A 20,294-nucleotide genomic window follows, 5' to 3' on the forward strand; every position below is an offset into this window, starting at 1 on the left:
TTAACACTAGAACGAAATGGAAGAACAAATGTCGTTAGACCAAGAAAAAGTCGTCATTGTCGGTCAAGGATACGTGGGCCTGCCAGTTGCCATCCGGGCAGCGGAGGTGGGGTATACCGTCGTAGGCGTCGACGTAGATAAAAGAAGAATCGACGACCTTCTTGCGGGCAGATCCTATGTGGATGACATAGATTCATCCACCTTGCGATCAGCTACAGAATCTGGCCGGTACCTAGCGACCACCGATTATGACGACATCGCCGGTTACGACATCGCCGTCATCACGGTGCCCACACCTCTCCGGGAAAGCCTTCCGGACTTGTCATTTATCGAAGAGTCTGCCCGCTCATTGGCAGTTCATCTTAAACCCGGGGCAACGGTGATACTTGAGTCCACGACTTATCCTGGTACAACGGAGGAGCTCCTCGTCCCTATCCTGGAGGCCGGATCGGGACTCAAGGCTGGCAAAGACTTCTTTGCTGGTTACTCTCCCGAACGAATTGATCCAGGAAATAAAGTTTGGGGCTTCGTTGAGACCCCGAAAGTCGTCTCCGGAATAGATGCAGAGTCTCTTGATAAAGTGCAAAGATTTTATAATCGGCTCGTTACCACTACTGTTCCGGTCAGTACCCCGAAAGAAGCTGAGCTAACAAAGCTTCTCGAGAACACGTTTCGTCATGTCAATATTGCGCTGGTCAACGAGTTGGCCATTTATGCACATCAGCTAGGCGTGAACATATGGGAATCTATTGAGGCGGCGTCATCGAAGCCGTTTGGATTCATGAAGTTCACACCCGGACCCGGTGTCGGAGGGCACTGCCTACCCGTGGACCCGAGCTACCTGTCTTGGCAAGTACGTCGGAAACTTGGGCAAAGTTTTCGCTTCGTGGAACTCGCCAACGATATTAATGACCACATGCCTGATTACGTGCTGCAGCGTCTGATGCTGATGCTGAACAAGCAGCAACGTTCCATCTCTGGGTCGACAATACTGCTCGTAGGCTTGGCTTATAAGAAGAATACGGGCGACATCCGGGAAGCTCCTTCGCTTCGTCTGATTGAACTCCTTTCGGACGCCGGCGCTCAACTTATTGCAGTTGATGCTCACATTGAAGCGCACCGTTGGCCGGCAGGCGTGAGAAGTGTTGCTCTCAATGAAGATGCAATTTCCGAGGCCGATATCGCGGTATTGCTGACCGATCACGATGATCTGGACCTATCTATCTTGACAGCTCATGATCTTCCGCTGCTCGACACAAAAAACCGTTTAGTTGCCGGTTGCGTAGAGCGGTTGTAGTAGGCCTTCATGGAGGGTCCTCATACGCTTATCGCGGGGAGAAGCTAGCGTGCGCGTTGCTTACCTAGCTGCTTCTGCGATTAGTGGCGCTTTGTGGGGTGCCATGGTACCTATCGTCGCGCTCTTGACATTGCAGCCCCTAGAATACGGATCATTTTCTACCATATATTTGTTCTTTGCATACGGCGTCTCCTTGCAGTACTCGTTTGTTAGTGAGGCATGGGCCCGGGCGAGGGGCAAGTACCGAGCTGCGACGGCTCGGGCCGACTATTCGAACGCTCTTTTTGCCTTGGCCCTAGCGGTCTCAATTGTTGCGCTCGCCGTAGCAGTACTTGTCCCGGAGCTTGCTCCCGTGGCAAGTTGGCTCTCACTCGCAGTTTTATTTGGTATATATCGGAACGGTGCCAGGTATTACTGGATGGCTCAGGGAGTGGTCCGGCGTGTCATCCTGTCCGACCTTCTCGGTATATCCGCATTCGTCAGTGTCTTCGTGTTGCTTCCTCGCCGGGATGACATTTGGTCGCTGTCGATTGCTTGGGGGGTTTCTGCCATGGCTGGTGCTGTTGGTTTGGGCTTGCCTCTGCTGCGTCGGGGGAGAGGCCCCTGCCGTTGGTGGAAGACCCACAAGCAGGATATTGTCCCGCTTCTGTTCGACTCAGTGTTGATGGATGCCGGCGCAATCGGCGCACCATTCCTACTCGTGGGATTCATGGGTCCAGCCAATTTTGGGCTCTATCGTGGGATCGCTAATGCGGCAATGCCGGTACGTTTATTACTGGACCCCCTTCGGCCCGCGGTGGGGCGAAGACCTCAGCGGTTCTTTTTCAGCGGCCTTGTCATGGGGCTTGTCGGTGTTATCACGGTATTCATTGCCTTGGCCTGTTACTTCGCCCTCGAGTGGGTTGTCCCCGCCCTTCCGTTCGGGTTAGGGACGTTGTCTGAAATGACAGCCTTTGCAGCACCTGCGGGTCTCTTTTCCGCGGCGAGCTTCCTGGGGACTTTGTACTATATTGTGTGCCGAACAAGTTCGCCCAAAGCGACCATCATGCGAGGGCGCATCTCGCAGACGTTGCTCGTTATTGCAATGCCGATTGTAGGGTATTTCAGCTTAGGGTTAGAAGGAGCAATCTGGGGTTTTGCTGGGTCGGCGGCAATTAGTTCCCTGATATGGATGGCTCTTGCCTCGCCTATAAGGTTTCACGGATCCGGGTCGCCGGAAGCGGCCAATAGCAAGTTGCCTGCACAGCTGGTAGTCCCGGGTTCAAGAGGGCGTACGTATAGTCGTCGCAGCAGATTTTGATTCTTCTTATGCCTGGGAATCTCGAAGCAGCAAAGAATCCCTTCCGTCGTCGGTCAGATCCGCCGCATCGTTGTGCGCCATGCATTGGTGATTTTTTAGAATGAAGCGTCTCTTATGTTTGGCCCTGCGGATTAATGTTTGGGCAAGTATCTTCATGCTCGCAAGTGAAGGATTTGAGTTTGTATAAAGAAGTGGTTGTAGTTGGCGCGGGCGGCTTTGGTCGCGAAGCCTTGGACGTCCTTGAGGCCATGAATATTCAGGAACTTGATTCCAAGCTAAAGGTCCTTGGGGTGATTGATGACAATCCGAGTTCTTCTTCACTTTCACGTTTGGCGGACAGGGGCTACATGCATCTTGGCAGTCTTCAGGAGTGGCTTGGATGCAAAAGAGAAGCCCTTTATGTTGTTGCCATTGGAGCACCTGAAATCCGGAGGCGGATTTGCTCCACTCTTGAGTCGGCAGGACATGAGCCTTTGAGTGCCATCCATCCCAGTGCCGTAATAGGGTCCAGAGTAAGACTCGGGCGAGGAGCAGTGATATGCGCCGGAGTGAAAATTTCTACAAATGTCGCTATTGGGGATTATGTTCATATAAACCCTGGGGTCATCATCGGGCATGACGCTGCACTGGAGAATTTTTCCTCTATAAACCCGGGGGCCATCATCTCCGGCGAGGTTAGGATTCGAGAGTCCTGCCTTATTGGCGCTGGCGCTGTTGTACTCCAAGGATTGACCGTGGGCACTGGATCGACAGTCGGGGCTGGAGGCGTTGTAACCCGGGACGTTGAAGCGGACAAGGTGGTAAAAGGCGTTCCTGCCCGTTGAAGGTGCTGTTTATTCACGCTGCCTCGCAGAACCGAGGCCCAAATGGCCTTTGTGCTACTCGTGGAAACGCCGAAATTCTCCAGACTCCATTAGAATGTCGGTAAATTTCTCTCCGTTGTGAAGTGAGCAATTCCGTGGGCGGTGACTGCATAAGTCACTCAACTAATTTCGTTCCTGTGGTCCGTCCCGCATTGCTGATCGGACTCGACCTACACAGCAGTGCCGGGTGCCAGCCGAAGGCATAATCCGTTTCGACCCGAACTGGCACTGCTTCAAAATTTGATCAAAAGGACTGGAAGGCATAAACCCCGCCTCAGGAAGGCGCGGGCGCCCTGCCGGGTAGATGATATAAAAGGGAATGTGAAAGTTATGCTGCCTTTAGGGGAAGGTGAAGCACCCTTGGACTGCGCTCACCAGTATGTTGGACGGTGCGAGTCTTGCCAGATGGTCGAAATCGGTACGCGCTCGTTTGATAATACAGATTTGTTCTCCGACCTAGCTCGGGCATTGCGCTCCTGATTTAGAAGATCAGGGGGCGCCTCCGGGGCAGTTGCCGATGATTATGAAGGGCCCTTATGTGTGGAATCGTGGGTTACGTAGGCCGTTCGGTGGACGGTGCAGTTAATGGTCACAGTGCCCTGGATGTTGTCCTTGAGGGGCTGCGGCGTCTGGAGTACCGCGGTTATGACTCTGCCGGCGTGGCAGTGGTGTCCGAGGGCGCCATTGAGTCGCGGAAGAAGTCCGGGAAGCTGAGCAACCTGATTGCYGAGCTGGAGGCCCGCCCGTTGCCTGAGACGGTGACCGGGATCGGACACACCCGCTGGGCCACGCACGGCGGCCCGACGGACCGCAACGCGCACCCGCANGAGCTGGAGGCCCGCCCGTTGCCTGAGACGGTGACCGGGATCGGACACACCCGCTGGGCCACGCACGGCGGCCCGACGGACCGCAACGCGCACCCGCACCTGGCTGACGGCGGCAAGCTGGCCGTGATCCACAAYGGCATCATCGAAAACTTCGCCGAGCTCAAGCTCGAGCTGCTTGAAAAGGGCGTCACGTTCCTGTCCGAGACGGACACCGAGGTCGCTGCCGCGCTGCTGGCCGACATCCTCCGGAACAAGCTGGGCGGGGACACCGCGAACGGTGGCCTGACCCGCGCCATGGAGCTGGCCTGCCAGCGCCTGGAGGGCGCCTTCACCCTGCTGGCCGTGCACGCGGACCAGCCCGAYGTCGTCGTGGCCGCCCGCCGCAACTCACCGCTGGTGGTGGGCCTGGGCGAGGGGGAGAACTTCCTGGGCTCGGACGTGTCCGGGTTCATCGACTACACCCGCCGCGCGGTGGAGCTGGGCCAGGACCAGATCGTGACCATCRCCGCGGACACGGTGGAGATCACCGATTTCTACGGCAACCCGGCCSAGGGCAAGGAATACCACGTGGACTGGGACCCGGCCTCCGCGGAAAAGGGCGGCTTCTCCTCCTTCATGGAGAAGGAAATCCACGACCAGCCCGACGCCGTGGCGCAGACCCTGCTGGGACGTTCGGACATCAAGGGCAAGCTGACCCTGGACGAGCTGCGGATTGATCCGGAACTGCTGAAGCAGGTCAACAAGATCATCGTGCTGGCCTGCGGCACCGCSGCYTACGCGGGCATGGTGGCCAAGTACGCCATCGAGAACTGGTGCCGGATCCCCACGGAAGTGGAGCTGGCRCACGAGTTCCGCTACCGGGACCCGATCCTGGACCAGAACACCCTGGTGGTCTCCATCAGCCAGTCCGGCGAGACCATGGACACGCTGATGGCAGTCCGGTACGCCCGCGAACAGGGCGCCAAGACCATCTCCATCTGCAACACCAACGGCTCCACCATCCCGCGCGAATCCGACGCCGTGCTGTACACGCACGCCGGCCCGGAAATCGCGGTGGCGTCCACCAAGGCGTTCCTGGCGCAGATCACCGCCGCSTACCTGCTGGGCCTGTACCTCGCCCAGCTGCGCGGMAACATCTTCTCCGGCCAGATCAAGGACGTCCTCGCGGACCTGAACAAGATCCCCGCGAAGATCCAGACCATCCTGGACAACGCCGGGCCGCTGCGCGAACTGGCCCGCAGCATGGCGCAGGAGAAGTCCGTGCTGTTCCTGGGCCGCCACGTGGGCTACCCGGTGGCCCTCGAGGGCGCGCTGAAGCTCAAGGAAATCGCGTACATCCACGCGGAGGGCTTCGCGGCCGGTGAGCTCAAGCACGGCCCCATCGCCCTGATCGATGAAGGCCAGCCGGTGTTCGTGGTGGTCCCGTCCCCGCGCGGCCGCGACTCGCTGCACGCCAAGGTGGTCTCCAACATCCAGGAAGTCCGCGCCCGCGGCGCCCGCACCCTGGTCATCGCCGAGGAAGGCGACGAAGCCGTCAAGGACTACGCCGAGTACGTCTTCTACGTCCCCGAAACCCCCACCCTGCTCATGCCCCTGCTGACCACCGTCCCGCTGCAGATCTTCGCCGCGGAACTCGCGGCAGCCAAGGGCTACGACGTGGACCAGCCCCGCAACCTCGCNACTCGCTGCACGCCAAGGTGGTCTCCAACATCCAGGAAGTCCGCGCCCGCGGCGCCCGCACCCTGGTCATCGCCGAGGAAGGCGACGAAGCCGTCAAGGCCTACGCCGAGTACGTCTTCTACGTCCCCGAAACCCCCACCCTGCTCATGCCCCTGCTGACCACCGTCCCGCTGCAGATCTTCGCCGCGGAACTCGCGGCAGCCAAGGGCTACGACGTGGACCAGCCCCGCAACCTCGCAAAGAGCGTCACCGTCGAATAGATATGGTCCTGGCTTGATTGACCCTCCGCTCCGTAAATGAGGGGCATGAGTGGTCCGGTTCTTCGTTTTCGAGTACTCGGTACTCGTGCCATTGAATGAGCTCCCCTCTATGTTCTTTTGCATGAAGGACATTGTCGGCAGGAGTGGTACAGGTCCTCACAAAAGGCCCGTCTCGGAAGGTAGCCGAAGAGGAGATATTGGGCTTTTTGGGATCAGGAATGGTGTTGTCTGGATTGCTGACGATGTCTTCGTCACCCGCTCGGCGGATGATGTGTTGGTGGAAAGGTGGACCTCCTCCCGGATCATTACGATTGCTGTTCGCCGGGAAGCAACCGGAACGATGCAGCTGGTCTGGGCGCAGCTGAACGACATGGCGGCTTGACGGGCAAGCCAGTCAAAAGTAGATCGTGCGTAGGCGCTCCTATCGGTAGAGCGGCGTCCAAATTTGCGATTTGGTAGCTGTGAGCATTTTCTGTGGCGCAAATCAGGTTGCAGCTGGGAACGAGGCTCTTACAGCACTATCTATTGTCGCTACAAAATCGAAGCCATCGTTTGCCCCACGAATCAATGTGCAGGCACAGATGCCCGTGTTTCTCTGCAATGGAATCCCCAAGTAGTGGACATGACGTCGATATAGGAGAGGACTGGGAACGCTGTCAGAATCCCTTACCGCCGTTTTACATTGCAGATCAAATATTTAGCATAGCTGCGGTCAGGTTGGCGTGCCTCGGCAAGGAGAGGAGTCGAACCGGCCCGGACGCCGCATCGGCGCGGACTTGACAAGCATTTCTTTGAAGAAGGCGTCTATGATGCGGGCGTGAATATCTTGAACGTCAAGGAAGCAGCCGCCCAAATATGCCCCGAGTGTTGGCATAATCGAGAACTTAAGCTTTCAATACTGCGGCGCTGGTTAGTGATATGCGGAGCGGCTAAGCGCTGTCCCTACGTCTACACCAGTGGCAGGTGCTGCCACTGCTCTAGCCGATTCCATGTTCTCGAGTAGAGGATCGCCTTTTGCTGGACAGGCTTGCTCCAAGTCGTTTCGAGAACTTATGGCTTGGCTTCTCGATAAAGATTTGGAAGAGTTGGGCGACCATCAAGGATGTCACCACAGCTACAACGATGGCAAGAATTGCTAGGTTGGAACCGAAAAGGAAACCGAAGGCTACAACGATGGGCTCATGGACAAGGTAGAGGCTGAACGACACTGTGCCGAGCCACTGAACCGTCCTACGCTCCAAAAGATCTCTGGCGGCCGCCCAGTGTGTCGCGGCGAGCACCAGGAGGCTCGCCCCGATAGTTGTCAGCCCGGACATCGCTCCCTGAAGGCCTGGGGCCACCCCGAAGCCGCCCACTATGCCGTTCGAAGCCATGAGCAGCGTAGCCACCCCTGCTGTAACGGGCCAGCCGAACTTGTGCCCCCCAATGTTGTTCGCCATACTACGCAAGCGCTCTGATTCCGTGGCAAACAAGGTGCCTATTAGGAACATCGGTACATAGAGCAACGTCGTGTTGTTGAGGTAACCCCCGAGGGTAATGATTACGAGGCAGACAACTACCTTGACGTACGTCAGCTTAGGCGCGAAACGGGAGGCCCACATGTAGAGAGGCAGTGTCAGGGAGAAGAGTATTTCAAACCGTAAGGACCACAAGGGGCTTGCCAGCCCACCATTACCAAGCAGCAGCGTCATATCTTTGAGGAAAGCCATGACAGTTATTGCCTCTGGCCGTTCATCTAACCAGGCGCTGGACGGAGCCCCGGTCCTGGGAACGACCCAAAATGTTGCGACGGTGAACAGGACAGCTGCCCACACCGGGAGGTAGAGGCGCGCTAATCTTTGCGGGTAGTAGGCTCTCCAGTCGAAGCGGTCTCCCTTAGTTACCATCTGGGCTAGCACGAGACCGCTCAAAATGAAAAAAACATAAACGGCTGCCTTTCCCTCCCATAGCGCGTGCAGGGGGGTATGGCTGAGCCACCATTCGGCTGTCCAGCGAACGGCGGGGCCTTGGCCGTAGTAGGGCCCGGCGAGAGTCGGGACTAAAAGCATGGAATGGTGCAGAAGGACGGAAAGCGCGGCTACCCCGCGGAGCCCATCAAGTGATCTTATGCGGCCAGGAGAAGTTCGGCTCGGCAACATCGCGACGGGCGTGGCTGAGCTGCGCGTTTGCGGTTTCTGCATGGCCACAGTCTAAAGGTGCTTGGCCGCCATCCATATCCACGGGAGATTGTGGTTCTCGAATCATGTAGTTAATGACGGCGAGCGGGAGAAATATCGCCCAGTGGTGTGCAGGTGCTTGCAAATAGGGGTTCGTTGCGTTCGCGATCAACATAGCGACGCCCCCCACGAGTGTGACGACGAGAGTGGGGCGCATGCTCGGACGGGAGGCCACAGCCTTTATGGCCGCTTGCGTTACAGTCACAGCGAGACCCACAAGAAGAATCGCACCTACGAGTCCAACCTGCATCAGAAGTGCAGGGTACTGGGTCTCAAACTGCCATGGTTGCCGGTCACTGCGCACTAGCCCAGGGACAACAGCACCAAGTCCGTGGCCAAATATCGGGCTTGTGGACCAGTAGTCTAGGAGGCCGTCGATCTGGTCAGCTCGAATCGCTTCGTCATCGGCTACCGTCTGCGCCGTTCCGCTGAAGTAGTAACTGACGGAATCAAAAACGTTTGTAATTGCCGGATGCGCGATGATGGCGGGCAGGGAGGGGGCGATTGCTGCCAACCCAATCAGTCCCCCAATAACAAGAGCGGGAGGATACGTCCTTGGCCGTGTCCGGCCCCGCCATTTGACTAGACGCCCCAGCCCCCACAGGAGTAGGGGCACGAGGAGCAGCCCGAGTACGATTGCCCGACGTCCGCCGACCATTGCTCCACCGATACCGAAACTTGCTGCCATAATTCGGAGTTTTAGAGTTGGAAGGTACTGGTCCCGTCCCACGAACAGGGAAGCGACCCACATTGGTGTTGCTGCGGCCAAAGTGGAGAGTCCGTAGAACCTAACTGAAGATGCATCTCCTTTTTCTCCATAGCCTGCCCCGACAAGCTCAAGGAACCAGGAGGGAAAGATGCTGGCGGGTAAGAGTCCAGTCTGGGTTCCGACATAGGCGAGGATAAAGGCCCCCACGGCAACAGTCATGATGGCACACGTATGGACGAGGTCCTTTATCACCCTTCCGCCCAGGACGGAGATATACAGAAAAAACAGGGCCGGTGTGACAATGAAAATCATCCCAGCGTTCCAGAAGCCGGGGTTTGCGGCACCCAGGAACAGTCCGTATAGTCCGATCAGCATCGTTAACGCGAAGGCGGCGGCGGCGTGCGCCGACAGCACCCTTTTGGTGAGTAGCGACGTGATTAGCGCCACGGCGGCACAGACAGCCTGCACAATGATCAGAACAGTCCCCTGCGACACAGGTAGGAACAGCAAAAACGCGAACGATAGTACTGCGATTCGTCGCGCCGCTGTTTCGCCGAAGATGCCGCGCTCGCCGCGCCCCCCACTAATCATTGCTCGATTCTATTCGACGGCACGGTTTGCCGGGCATACAACCCGTGCGATCGGCGCTGAAATGTGCCTGTCAGTCCAGTGCAGGCTGAGGAGAAGGGGCAGCCGGATAATACTGCCGCCAGTGTTGGCATCCGCCACCTGCTCCCACGAATGAAGGAGCGACGGCGGAGACCAAGGACGGGCGACTAATCCTGAGCGAACGGTCCGGAGGTTCAGTTGCAGCTAACTGCTTATTCCGCGCCGAAGGTGTTTACGGAGCGGAGTTCGCACGGGCATCCCACTCGTGGGATGCCCGTGCCGGCATTCATCTGTGAGCTGGGCGTAGCGCGAGCGACGGAAGCGGAGACCGCACCTTGGCTTTGAGGCTTGCCGGTAATCGGCATAACCGTGAGTAGAATCGTTCACCAAAGACGAACGCAAGCTGCTCTTTGCCGGAGGTATGAAGAATAATGTCCGAATGGCTCGAAGTCGGCGCAGACAACTACGTGCTTGTCACTGAAGGATCCCTTCTTAATACGGGTCTTATCGTTGGCTCCGAGCGCGCCATGATCATTGACACCGGATGCGGTCCCCGTCAGGGACGCGAGATCTTGAATGCCGTTAGGAGAAGGACTGACCGGCCGCTGGTTGTCGCTAACACACACGCACACTTCGACCACTTTTTCGGCAACGTCGTTTTCGCCGAAGCCGGCGTCACTGAATTTTGGGCCCACCAGAATTGTGCCTCAGAGATTGACCGGCACGGTGACCTGCAGCGACGGCACGTCGGAACACTTGAACCCGAGATGTACGCCGGTGAAGGGGAGAACGTCGAGCTAGTAGTGCCGAACGCCATCGTCAAGGACCAGCCCGTCTTGGTCGACCTTGGTGGCGTGACAGCAACACTGTTCTACCTCGGCCGAGGCCACACAGACGGGGACCTTCTGGTTGGCACGCCAAGCACTCTTTACGTCGGCGATCTTGTCGAGCAGGGTGCCCATCCGTCCTTCGAGGACTCTTACCCTGAGGAGTGGGCCGACGTTCTCCGGCACATTTCAGCACTGCGCCACAGATATGAGTTCCTGATACCCGGACACGGCAAGCCGTGTAGCGACCAATTTGTGAAAACAATGGCCGATACTATGACCACCGCTGTCCGCCAAGCCCGACAGTCCATCCGTGATACGCCCAGCGATGCCACGAAGGCCATTCCCGTCCTGCCTTATGGCCCGGAGCAGTCCCGTTGGTTCATCAAGCGGCTCCAGGAAACCCGGCGGAACGTGCAGGAAGACGCCTAGCAAGTGGGCTTGCCCGGGCCGCACTTGGGAACCAGGTCCTTAATCCTCCGACAGATCTTGGTGCGCCCCTAATGGGCGGCCTACGCCTTCCTCGCAGTTCTCCTCGTGCTACGACGGTCGTGGTTTCGGCCGTGCTCATCCGCCACCTACCTGCGAAGACTGAGCAGGGCCTTCCGCCGGACCCCCTAGACTTACTCATTGAACCAGTGCCGCAGAATCGTTTGCCGAAACGTCCGGGGGGACAGACATGCCAGAACCGGCGGATCAGAATGCAGGTGCCCAAGCAGAGGATGCAGGGCAGCCGCAGCTGCGCCGACGCCGCGATCTTCGTCGTGCCGACGGCTCAGCGCAGGATGCCTGGACAGGAACCATGCCAGCAGTAACCCCTGAAATGTCCAGTGCCAGCGGCGCCGGCAAGCCGGTGACACGCCGATCCTCTTGGGCGGAAGCGGCCGCCGCGGCCGACGCGAACAAGCCGTCCCGTGCGCCATCTTCTGCTGCTCCCGGTGTTCCGGCTGCACCGGTCCCAGCACACCCCCCGGCGGGACCCATCGCGTCCGTTCCCGCTGCTGCCCCCGAGATGTCGTCCTCCGCTCCTGGTGAGGCCGCCCCCCAAGCTGCCGAGAGGCCGTCGAACGTTCCCGCGGAGGCTCCAGCCTTCCGCCGTGGCCGGCCCACAGCGGCCGACGCAATCGCTGACAACCCCAGGCCGGACTTCATCAGTTCGCCCGGCCTGTTTGTCAAGGAGCAGAAGCCGCGCCCCAAGGGCGGTTTCCGCGGTGCCCTCTACAACCTGACCGGCGGCGCCTGGAACCTGGGGCCAGGCCCCAAGCAGCGCCAGGAGGACGAGTTGGCCCGCCGGATCTCACGCCAGCTCCAGGGCAGCTACAATACGGCGATCCTGAGCCTCAAGGGCGGTATCGGCAAGACCTCCACCACCGTAGGTGTTGGCCTGACCCTCGCTGAATACCGCGGAGACGCGCCGTGCGCCATTGACGCCAACCCCGACTCGGGGGACCTCGTGGAGCGCGCCTTGGGCGAGGGCATCTACCAACAGTCCAGCCCACGCACGATCACGGACCTGCTGGAAAACATCGAGTCCGTCGACTCCCTGACGGCCCTTGCACGCTACATGCACCACGCCGGCCGGCTGCACCTTATCGCGGGCGAGCAGGACCCGGAGGTCTCGGACTCCCTGACGGCTGCGGAGTACCTTCGGATCCGCAAGCTCATTTCCAGCTATTACTCGGTCGCCCTAACGGACTGCGGCACCGGTGTGACCCACAATGCGATGAGCGGGATTCTCCAGTCGGCGGACAACCTGGTCATTGCTGCCGGTTATGCGGTGTCAGGCGCCAAGCGGGCTCGCAGCACGCTGCACTGGCTGGCCAGCCACGGCTATGAGGATCTGGCCCGCAACGCCATTGTGGTGATCACGGACAAGGACGAGGTGTCCTCCCGCGTGGATAAAGTCGCCATCGAGGAACACCTGGCCGGGATCTGCCGCGAGCTGATCGCGGTACCTCACGACCGGGGTGTTGCCGACGGAGACCTGGTGACGCTGGATGTGCTGAAGCCAGAGACGCGGCGGGCCTACAAGGAGATCGCCGCCGCCATTGTGGACGGGTACCGGTAGTCATCATTGTGATGCGGCGGTACGCTACCGAATTTTGGGAACTCCGTTTCTACTGCATTACTGTTGGTCAAGTCGGCTTCACACGTACTCATCAGTTGGGTGGAGAAGACCAGAAGGCCCCGCGCTAGTCACAATGCTGCGGGGCCTTCCTTCTCTCTGACAAGGAATTTGTCATGATTTATGTGACCGGTACTCAAGGACGCGAAGCTGGCGAGGTTCGTGGAGGGGAGAAGTGTGGCTACAGGGTGCAGTTGCCCAAACTGCGGCCTAGGATCTGAACATTGATCTTCAGGGTACAGTTAGAGCATTTTGCCGCTGTCCAAGCACTTCGGCGACGGGACGATTCCCGCTGCGCCGCGGTAATCCGACGGCGATGCGGTGGTCCCCGGCCTCAGCCGGGGACCACCGTCGAACTTTCCCTGAGCCGGCTCCCTACGTGCTGGGGGTGGCAGCCTTCTTATGCAGCGCTTCCGCCATCTTCTGCAACTTGGCACCGCCCCGCCGTTCAGCGCGGTGTCCTTGATCTTGTTCGCCTGGGCACCCAGGTCTGCCGGGGCGGCGTTCTTGAGGGCCGTCAGGTCAGCCTGAAGATTTGCGGGGAGCTTGGCGAATACCTGCGGGTGGCTGATGAGCTGGTCGGCCACCTGCTGCAGCCCAGCGCCGGGGTTGTCCGAACTGAACGCGGTCCGCAGCTCCTGGCGCAGGCCGGCCAGGCCGGTGGCTGTCTTCTCGAGCGCCTCGGCGCGCTTCTGGATCTGGCGCCGTACCCGCCGGAGAGGGCCGTGGTCTTGATCTTGTAGGCGTCCTGCACCCGGTCCGCGGAGCGGCATCCTTCAGCGTGGTCACGTCCGCCTGCAGGGTGGCGGGCAGCTTGGCGAACAGCTGCGGGTGGTTGACCAGGACTGCGGCTGCCTTGGCCGCACGGTCCCCGGCAGCCTGCGGGCTGTCCGCGTTCAGGTTCAGGAACGCCTGCAGACTGCCGGCGCCCATCGACGCGTAGATCGCGGAACTTAGGTCCGTGCGGTGGGTGGCGTGACGCACGGGTGAGCAAAGCTTCGAAGATCTGGCGCAGAAACGGTCGTCGACCGGGACGCTGCTGGCGCCCGTACGTTCAAGGCCTATGCACGTAAGATGCCCGCCGCCGAATGAACGGGGCGGCCACTTTCCGTGCAGCGGGGACTACACCAGCACGCTCTCCACCGGCGCAGGCTGGGCCGGCGCCGCGAAGATGCTGCTGTCCAGATTTGCGACGGAAGATTTGCCCACGAATCCCATGGCCCCCTTGAGCTCTTCCTGCAGGATCGAGAACACCCGGTCCACCGCCGGCTCCCCGCCAGTGGCGAGGGCGTAGGCGAACGGCCGCCCGGCCAGTGCAGCCTTGGCGCCCAGCGCCACTGCCTTGACGATGTCGTGCCCACGCCGGATGCCGCCGTCGAGATAAATCTCCGCCCGTCCGCCCACAGCGTCAGCGATGGACGGGAGGACATCGATCGTGGCGGGCTGGGAGTCGAACTGCCGGCCGCCGTGGTTGGAGACGAAGATGCCGTCCGCGCCCTCGTCCACGGCCCGGGCCGCGTCCTCGGCGTCCATGATGCCCTTGATCACCAGGTTGCCCTTCCACTCGGACCGGAGCCTGGCGAAGTCCTCCCAGGTGGCGCCCGGGTTCTTGTTGGTTGCCATCCAGTTGTTCATCTCGTCCATGCGCAGCGGGCGGCCGTTGATCTGGTAGTTCCCGTAGGTCATTTTCCGGCCGGTGAGCCAGCGCCACAGCCAGGCCGGCCGGGTGGCGGCATTGAAGTAGTCTGCAACCGGCGGGCGCGGCGGCATGGACAGCCCGTGGTGCAGGTCCCGTTCCCGCTTGCTGGAAGACCCGACGTCGCCTGCCACCACCAGGGTCTCAACCCCCACGGCACGGGCCCGGTTGATGTAGCTGGCGGTTTCCTCCGGATCCTTCCAGAAGGCGATCTGCGCCCACAGGTTGTTGGGGGCCACCTTGGCCACCTCTTCCAGGGAGCAGCCGGCCCACGCGCTGTGAATGAAAATCGACCCCGCCCTGACCGCGGCCCGGGCAACGGCAGGATCCGAACCCGGGTGGAAGATGGTGAGCATGCCCATCGGTGCCACCATCAGCGGCAGCGCCAGGGAATGGCCCAGCACGGTGGTGGACGTGTTCAGGCCCCGCAGGTCCACCATGGACCGCTGGCGAAGCATCAGGGCATCGAACCGGTCCTCGTTGGCGCGCATGGTGGTCTCGTCCAGCGCGCCGCCCTCCAAATAGTCCGAGATCATTTTCGGAAGCTGTTTCCGGGAAGCCTTGCGGTAATCATCGATGCTGACAATCCATTTGTTTCTCAAGGGTCCTGCTCCAATGTGAAGGTCTAAATTACTTTCGCCAAGAATTGTTTGGTGCGTTCGTGCCGTGGGTCGCGCAGGACGGTCCGGGGGTCGCCCTGCTCCACGATGCCGCCCCCGTCCATGAAGATCAGGTGGTCGCCCACTTCCCGGGCGAAGCCGATCTCGTGGGTGACCACGATCATGGTCATCCCGCCGTCAGCGAGCTTGCGCATCACGTCCAGCACCTCGCCCACCAGCTCCGGGTCCAGGGCCGATGTTGGCTCATCGAACAGCATCAGCCGTGGCTCCATGGCCAGTGCCCTGGCGATGGCCACGCGCTGCTGCTGGCCGCCGGACAGGGACGCCGGGTAGGCGTGGACCTTCTCGGAAAGCCCCACCCGCTCCAGGAGGACGCGGGCCCGGTCCTGCACTGCCTTCCGGTTCTCCCTCTTCACCCTGACCGGCGCTTCGCAGATGTTCTCCAGCACCGTCATGTGGGGGAAAAGGTTGAAGCTCTGGAAGACCATGCCGATGTTCTCGCGCATCCTCGCCGCCTCGGCGTTGTTCTGCGCGTGCAGCCGGCCTTTCCTGATCTTCACGCCAACCGGCTGTCCGTCCACAAGGATGAACCCGCCGTCGAGCGTTTCCAGCTGGTTGATGCAGCGAAGGAACGTCGACTTGCCGGAGCCGGACGGCCCGATAATGCAGGTCACACTGCCCTTGGGAATGGTGAGGTCGATGCCCTTGAGGACTTCGAGGTCGCCGAAGCTCTTGGTCACCCCCTGTGCTTCGATCATCACGTCGCTCATGGCCGGGCCTCCTCTGATGTGGTGCGGGGGTTCGCCGCCTTGGGCTTGCGGGGCCGCCGGGGGCTGCGTCCGGAAGTGATTCCGCCCCGGTTGAAGTGCCGTTCAATGAAGAACTGCCCAAGGCTCAGAACGCTGGTCACCAGCAGGTACCACATGCTGGCGGCGATAAGCAGCGGAATGGTTTTGAAGTTGGCGCTGTAGACCAGCTGCGCTGAATAGAGCAGCTCGGGGAAGGCCAGGACGCTCACCAGGGAGGTGGTCTTCAGCATGGAGATGGTCTGGTTGCCCGTTGGCGGGATGATGATCTTCATCGCCTGTGGCAGGACGATCCGGGAAAGTATCGCGAACCGGCGCATGCCCAGGGCCGTGGCCGCCTCCGTTTGTCCACGGTTGACGCTCAGGAGTCCTGCCCGGACGATCTCGGACATGTAGGCGCCTTCATTCAGGCCCAGCCCCAGGATCGCCGCCATGAAGGGGGTGATGAGAACGTTGGCATCCACCGAGAAGAACTCGGGCCCGAACGGCACGCCCACCGCAATCCGTGGGTAGATGGCGGCGATAAAACCCCAGAAGAGGAGCTGGACGAAGACCGGCACCCCGCGGAAGAGCCAGACCAGGAACGCGGCGGTCCCTGCCACAATGGCGTTCGGGGCGAGCCTGGCCAGCGCCAGCAGGACGCCGACGACGATTCCCACAGCCATGGAGATGGCCGTCAGTCCCAGCGTCCGCAGGAGACCCGTGAACAGCCGCTCCGAGGTGAACCAGCCGAAGACCACGTTCCACTCGAACCGCGGATTGGTGACGAGGGAGTAGCCCACCAGGAAGATCGCGAACAGGACGATTGCCGCCGTCAGCCACAACCCTCCGTGGCGCTGGTGCGGACGGCCCAGGAGAAGCTGCCGGTCCAGCGCGTCACCGGTGGGTGCCTTGGCGTCGGGTTCCGTGGCTGTGTTGGCCATCTGGCTACTGCGCTTTGTTGAAGGCGAAGTCAGAGATTGCACCGGTGCCCACGCCCCACTTGTCGAGGATCTCCTTGTACTTGCCGCTCTTTGCAAGGGACTGCATGCCGAGCTGCACGGCTTTCTCCATGCCAGCGCCCTTCTTGAAGCCGATGCTGACGGGGGAGACGTCCTTTTCGCCGAGCAGTTCGATCTGGCCGCCCTGCTTGATGGCGTAGCCCAGGGTGGGTCCGTCGATGTAGACCGCATCGATGCGTCCGGCCGTCAGTGCGAGATTGGGGGCCTGCATATCGGGGTAGGTCATGGCCTCGATGGCTGGGCTGCCGGTGGCAGTGCACGCCTGGGACAGGGCAGGCAGGCGCTTGAGGTCCTGGAATGAACCCTTCAGCACGCCAACACGCTTCCCGCAGAGTGTGTCCAGCGTGAGGTGCTGCGGGTTGCCCGGAGCCACACCAATGCCGCTGCCTGACTGGTAGTAGTCCACGAAATCAAGCACTTTCATGCGTTCCGTCGAGGGGGACATCTGGGAAATGGCCATGTCGAACTTGCCGGCAGCAATACCGGGGATGATGCCGTCGAAGGGGCCGCTCTTGACCTCCGTCTTCAGGCCCAGCGTCTGGCCCAGGGCCATGGCAATTTCCGGGTCAATACCTTGAATGGTTGTCCCGTCGGCGGCCATGAAATGCAGGGGAGGCGAGCTCTGGCTCATGGTGACGGTCAGGGTTCCCCTGTCCCGCGCCTCCTTGGGGAGGGCTGCGGCGGCGGCTTCGTCGACTTTGACGGCCTCCGCGGAGCTCGAGCTTTTAGGGGCATCGGACTGGGCTGAGCTGGTCATTTCGGGGTTGGAGCACCCGGAGAGAAGCACGCTCGCCATGGAAACTGCGGCGACGGTCACCAACATCGATCGAAACTGAATCATCTACACGCCTTCGGAAGTGGGGGAGGAGGGGTGGTAGGAGAGCTTCCAACCTTGATGGGCAGCTCGGCTGTGGTACAGATCACTTCGCTGTCCGGTATCATGTACCGTACATCATGCACGATTTTCTGCAAACACCTTTTTCGCCGTGTTTGGTTTGTGACGACGCGCTCGTGGAAGTGGTGTTACGGCTGCATGCGACAGACCAAAAAATTCACATAGGATTCCGAAATGAACGCCGCTTCACCTGAAGAAGAAGTCCTGATCCCCGGCAGGCCCATGCTGGTCGACCAGGTGTTCGAGGCCATCCTGTCCCTGTTGCTCGACGACAAGATCTCCACCGGATCGCCGTTAAGCATTGACGGATTGGCCAAGCGCTTTAAAGTTTCTTCGACTCCCGTGCGGGAAGCCCTGGCACGCCTGGAAACCACCGGCATGGTCAGGCGGGAAGCCCTGCGCGGCTACAAAGTTGCGCCGGAGCCCACCGCCAGCGACATCGCCGCACTTCTGACCTCGCGGCAGATCCTCGAGCCCGCATGCACCAGCATCGCCTGCACCAACTCAACACAGGAGCTGGTGGCGGACCTGGAAGGGTTCCACCGCGACCTTGAGGCGTCACGCCATGGCGGCGACACCTTCGCGGGGTACCGGGCCTACTGGAAGGCCGACGAAAACTTCCACCGGCGGATCGTGGAGGCAACGGACAACGAGTTCCTGCTCCGGGCCTACGGGTCCATCGAGGGAAGCATCCAGCGCTTCCGGCTGATGGTGCACAACGACATGAGCGGTGACCACACGGTGCAGGAGCACCAGGCCATCATTGATGCCTTCAAGGCCGGGGACTGCGCAGCCGCGACCGCCGCGATGAACAACCACATCGAGGGGATCAGGTCCCGCTCGCTGAGCCTGAAGAAGTTCGGCCAGCAGTAGGTCTCTGCCGGCCCCCTTTTGTACGGTGCGGCCGGCACCCTGGTGCGTACCGCCGTCGTACTCCTGCCGCGCCCTAACCCGCCGCCCTGCTGCCCTTTGCTCAGGGTGCATGAATAATACGGAGTGCTGGGAACAGCGGAAGTGCGGCCCCAGGCGCCTGCCTGCGGACGACGGCGGGCGAAGGAACTGGACATGACGAGGTCACACCGGAGCGAACGGCACGAGCCCGAAACGAGCGTGGAGCTGAACCCGTTGTTCAGCCGGCCGGGGGAATCCACCCTCTTTCCGCGCTTCACCATCCCGGACGGGGAGTCGCTGCCGGGCACCGCCTACCAGGTGGTCCACGACGAGGTGATGCTGGACGGCAATTCCCGCCTGAACCTGGCCACGTTCGTGGGGACCTGGATGGAACGGGAAGCCTCGCAGCTGTACGCGGAAGCGTTCGACAAGAACATGATCGACAAGGACGAGTACCCGCAGACCGCGCTGATCGAAACCCGGTGCTGGCGGATGCTCGCGGACCTGTGGAACGCGCCGGACCCTGCGGCGGCCATCGGCACCTCCACCATCGGCTCCTCCGAAGCCTGCATGCTGGCCGGCCTGGCCCTCAAACGCCGCTGGCAGCACCGCCGCCGCGCCGAGGGCAAGCCCACGGACGCACCGAACATCGTCCTCAGCTCCGCCGTGCAGGTGTGCTGGGAGAAGTTCTGCAACTACTGGGAGGTGGAAGCCCGCTACGTTCCCGTGTCCAGGGAACACCCCACCCTGGACGGCCATGACCTGGACCGCTACGTGGATGAGAACACCATCGGCGTCGCCGCCATCATGGGCGTCACCTACACCGGCGCCTACGAACCCGTGGAGCAGATCTCCGCCGCGCTGGACCGCATCCAGGCCGCCACGGGCCTGGACATCCCCATCCACGTGGACGGCGCCTCCGGGGCCATGGTGGCGCCGTTCCTGCAGCCGGAACTGGTGTGGGACTTCCGGCTCCCCAGGGTGGCCTCCATCAACACCTCCGGCCACAAGTACGGCCTGGTATATCCCGGCCTGGGCTGGATCGTCTGGCGGGACCAACAGTCCCTCCCCGACGACCTGGTGTTCCACGTCAGCTACCTGGGCGGGGACATGCCCACCTTCGCCCTGAACTTCTCCCGGCCCGGCGCCCAGGTGCTGCTGCAGTACTACCTGTTCCTCCGCCTGGGCTTCGCCGGCTACAAATCCGTGCAGGCAAGCTCCCGCGACGTCGCCCTGTACCTCTCCCACGAGATCGGGAACATGGACGCCTTCACCCTCTGGAGCGACGGATCCGATATCCCGGTCTTCGCCTGGCAGCTCACCGACGGCCACACCAGGAACTGGGACCTGCACCACCTGTCCGAACGCCTGCGCATGAACGGCTGGCTGGTCCCGGCCTACGCCCTGCCCGAAGGGCTCAGCGGCATCACCGTGCAGCGGATCGTGGTCCGCAACGGCTTCACCCGGGACCTCGCCTCCAGCTTCCTGGACGACCTCAAGAAGGAAGTGGCCTACCTGGACGCCCTGACCTCGCCCATGCCCACCGACAAGCACAAGGAAGCGTTTCACCACTAGGTATCGCTGCCCGCAGATTGAAGTATCTGGTTACTGGTCCAATTTTCCGGCCAGGCGCATAACCTTCATCCATGCTGAACACCATGCTTCGGAGCCT

General features: G+C 60.9%; 15 protein-coding genes and 2 pseudogenes. 10 read left to right on the top strand and 7 right to left on the bottom strand.

All coding sequences use genetic code 11. The annotated features are described in order from the left end of the window. Positions 1–16 precede the first annotated feature (16 nt). The 6 genes and pseudogenes from ASG79_RS17715 (at position 17) to ASG79_RS17725 (ending at position 6,609) form a co-directional block, all read left to right on the top strand. Positions 17–1,297, top strand: coding sequence for a nucleotide sugar dehydrogenase (locus ASG79_RS17715; protein WP_235509844.1), 1,281 nt, complete (start codon positions 17–19; stop codon positions 1,295–1,297). A 1,464-nt stretch (positions 1,298–2,761) separates the two neighbouring features. Beyond that, positions 2,762–3,421, top strand: a complete 660-nt coding sequence (locus ASG79_RS23185; RefSeq protein ID WP_235509845.1) for an acetyltransferase — start codon at positions 2,762–2,764, stop codon at positions 3,419–3,421. A 575-nt stretch (positions 3,422–3,996) separates the two neighbouring features. Then, positions 3,997–4,286, top strand: a pseudogene (locus ASG79_RS24185) (glutamine--fructose-6-phosphate aminotransferase); the annotation flags it as partial. Between the two features lies 1 nt (position 4,287). Beyond that, positions 4,288–5,966 (top strand): annotated as a pseudogene (gene glmS, locus ASG79_RS24485) (glutamine--fructose-6-phosphate transaminase (isomerizing)); the annotation flags it as partial. Between the two features lie 18 nt (positions 5,967–5,984). Beyond that, positions 5,985–6,227, top strand: coding sequence for an SIS domain-containing protein (locus ASG79_RS24490; RefSeq protein WP_162256830.1), 243 nt, complete (start codon positions 5,985–5,987; stop codon positions 6,225–6,227). 121 nt (positions 6,228–6,348) lie between these two features. Beyond that, entirely contained in the window at positions 6,349–6,609 is a 261-nt protein-coding gene (locus ASG79_RS17725) for a hypothetical protein (protein WP_156400234.1), read from the top strand. 595 nt (positions 6,610–7,204) lie between these two features. Here the strand turns inward: ASG79_RS17725 and ASG79_RS17730 are convergent. Together ASG79_RS17730 and ASG79_RS17735 are read right to left on the bottom strand one after the other, a co-directional pair. Continuing rightward, positions 7,205–8,407, bottom strand: a complete 1,203-nt coding sequence (locus ASG79_RS17730; RefSeq protein WP_156400235.1) for an acyltransferase family protein — start codon at positions 8,405–8,407, stop codon at positions 7,205–7,207. Further along, positions 8,322–9,743, bottom strand: coding sequence for a hypothetical protein (locus tag ASG79_RS17735; RefSeq protein ID WP_056392854.1), 1,422 nt, complete (start codon positions 9,741–9,743; stop codon positions 8,322–8,324). The genes ASG79_RS17730 and ASG79_RS17735 overlap by 86 nt, the downstream gene beginning before the upstream one ends. A 449-nt stretch (positions 9,744–10,192) precedes the next feature. On the opposite strand from ASG79_RS17735, the gene ASG79_RS17740 reads away from it, so the two are divergent. Together ASG79_RS17740 and ASG79_RS17745 are read left to right on the top strand one after the other, a co-directional pair. Further along, on the top strand, positions 10,193–11,020 hold the full coding sequence (locus ASG79_RS17740; RefSeq protein ID WP_056392856.1) for an MBL fold metallo-hydrolase: 828 nt from the start codon (positions 10,193–10,195) through the stop codon (positions 11,018–11,020). A 247-nt stretch (positions 11,021–11,267) separates the two neighbouring features. After that, positions 11,268–12,656 carry a MinD/ParA family protein gene (locus ASG79_RS17745; protein ID WP_056392858.1) on the top strand — a complete coding sequence of 463 codons (1,389 nt, stop codon included), beginning with the start codon at positions 11,268–11,270 and terminating at the stop codon, positions 12,654–12,656. Positions 12,657–12,955: 299 nt separating this feature from the next. Here the strand turns inward: ASG79_RS17745 and ASG79_RS17750 are convergent, their stop codons facing one another. The 5 genes from ASG79_RS17750 to ASG79_RS17770 all read right to left on the bottom strand — a co-directional run bounded on the left by ASG79_RS17750 (position 12,956) and on the right by ASG79_RS17770 (position 17,677). Next, positions 12,956–13,486: a hypothetical protein gene (locus ASG79_RS17750; RefSeq protein WP_056392859.1), complete on the bottom strand. Its 531-nt coding sequence runs from the start codon at positions 13,484–13,486 to the stop codon at positions 12,956–12,958. A 349-nt stretch (positions 13,487–13,835) separates the two neighbouring features. Next, positions 13,836–15,011, bottom strand: coding sequence for an alpha-hydroxy acid oxidase (locus ASG79_RS17755; RefSeq protein ID WP_056392861.1), 1,176 nt, complete (start codon positions 15,009–15,011; stop codon positions 13,836–13,838). Between the two features lie 23 nt (positions 15,012–15,034). Beyond that, entirely contained in the window at positions 15,035–15,799 is a 765-nt protein-coding gene (locus ASG79_RS17760) for an amino acid ABC transporter ATP-binding protein (protein ID WP_056392863.1), read from the bottom strand. After that, entirely contained in the window at positions 15,796–16,758 is a 963-nt protein-coding gene (locus ASG79_RS17765) for an amino acid ABC transporter permease (protein ID WP_056392864.1), read from the bottom strand. Before ASG79_RS17765 ends, ASG79_RS17760 begins: the two co-directional genes overlap by 4 nt. A gap of 4 nt (positions 16,759–16,762) precedes the next feature. Next, positions 16,763–17,677 (bottom strand): ABC transporter substrate-binding protein, encoded by a 915-nt coding sequence (locus ASG79_RS17770; protein WP_082581813.1) that lies wholly within the window; start codon positions 17,675–17,677, stop codon positions 16,763–16,765. 228 nt (positions 17,678–17,905) lie between these two features. Between ASG79_RS17770 and ASG79_RS17775 the strand changes: the two genes are divergently transcribed. After that, on the top strand, positions 17,906–18,604 hold the full coding sequence (locus tag ASG79_RS17775; protein ID WP_018768725.1) for a GntR family transcriptional regulator: 699 nt from the start codon (positions 17,906–17,908) through the stop codon (positions 18,602–18,604). A gap of 192 nt (positions 18,605–18,796) precedes the next feature. Further along, a complete protein-coding gene (locus ASG79_RS17780) occupies positions 18,797–20,197 on the top strand; it encodes a glutamate decarboxylase (RefSeq protein WP_056392869.1) in 1,401 nt (466 codons plus the stop codon). Positions 20,198–20,294 lie beyond the last annotated feature (97 nt).

Source organism: Arthrobacter sp. Soil761 (assembly GCF_001428325.1).
Taxonomy (GTDB): Bacteria; Actinomycetota; Actinomycetes; order Actinomycetales; family Micrococcaceae; genus Arthrobacter.

Bases quoted from the DNA above. Each gene is read 5' to 3' on its own strand.
- ASG79_RS17715 (WP_235509844.1), top strand. From the start codon at position 17: ATGGAAGAACAAATGTCGTTAGACCAAGAAAAAGTCGTCATTGTCGGT.
- ASG79_RS17725 (WP_156400234.1), top strand. From the start codon at position 6,349: ATGAAGGACATTGTCGGCAGGAGTGGTACAGGTCCTCACAAAAGGCCC.
- ASG79_RS17730 (WP_156400235.1), bottom strand. From the start codon at position 8,407: ATGCAGAAACCGCAAACGCGCAGCTCAGCCACGCCCGTCGCGATGTTG.
- ASG79_RS17735 (WP_056392854.1), bottom strand. From the start codon at position 9,743: ATGATTAGTGGGGGGCGCGGCGAGCGCGGCATCTTCGGCGAAACAGCG.
- ASG79_RS17740 (WP_056392856.1), top strand. From the start codon at position 10,193: ATGTCCGAATGGCTCGAAGTCGGCGCAGACAACTACGTGCTTGTCACT.
- ASG79_RS17745 (WP_056392858.1), top strand. From the start codon at position 11,268: ATGCCAGAACCGGCGGATCAGAATGCAGGTGCCCAAGCAGAGGATGCA.
- ASG79_RS17750 (WP_056392859.1), bottom strand. From the start codon at position 13,486: ATGCCGCTCCGCGGACCGGGTGCAGGACGCCTACAAGATCAAGACCAC.
- ASG79_RS17760 (WP_056392863.1), bottom strand. From the start codon at position 15,799: ATGAGCGACGTGATGATCGAAGCACAGGGGGTGACCAAGAGCTTCGGC.
- ASG79_RS17765 (WP_056392864.1), bottom strand. From the start codon at position 16,758: ATGGCCAACACAGCCACGGAACCCGACGCCAAGGCACCCACCGGTGAC.
- ASG79_RS17770 (WP_082581813.1), bottom strand. From the start codon at position 17,677: ATGATTCAGTTTCGATCGATGTTGGTGACCGTCGCCGCAGTTTCCATG.
- ASG79_RS17775 (WP_018768725.1), top strand. From the start codon at position 17,906: ATGAACGCCGCTTCACCTGAAGAAGAAGTCCTGATCCCCGGCAGGCCC.
- ASG79_RS17780 (WP_056392869.1), top strand. From the start codon at position 18,797: ATGACGAGGTCACACCGGAGCGAACGGCACGAGCCCGAAACGAGCGTG.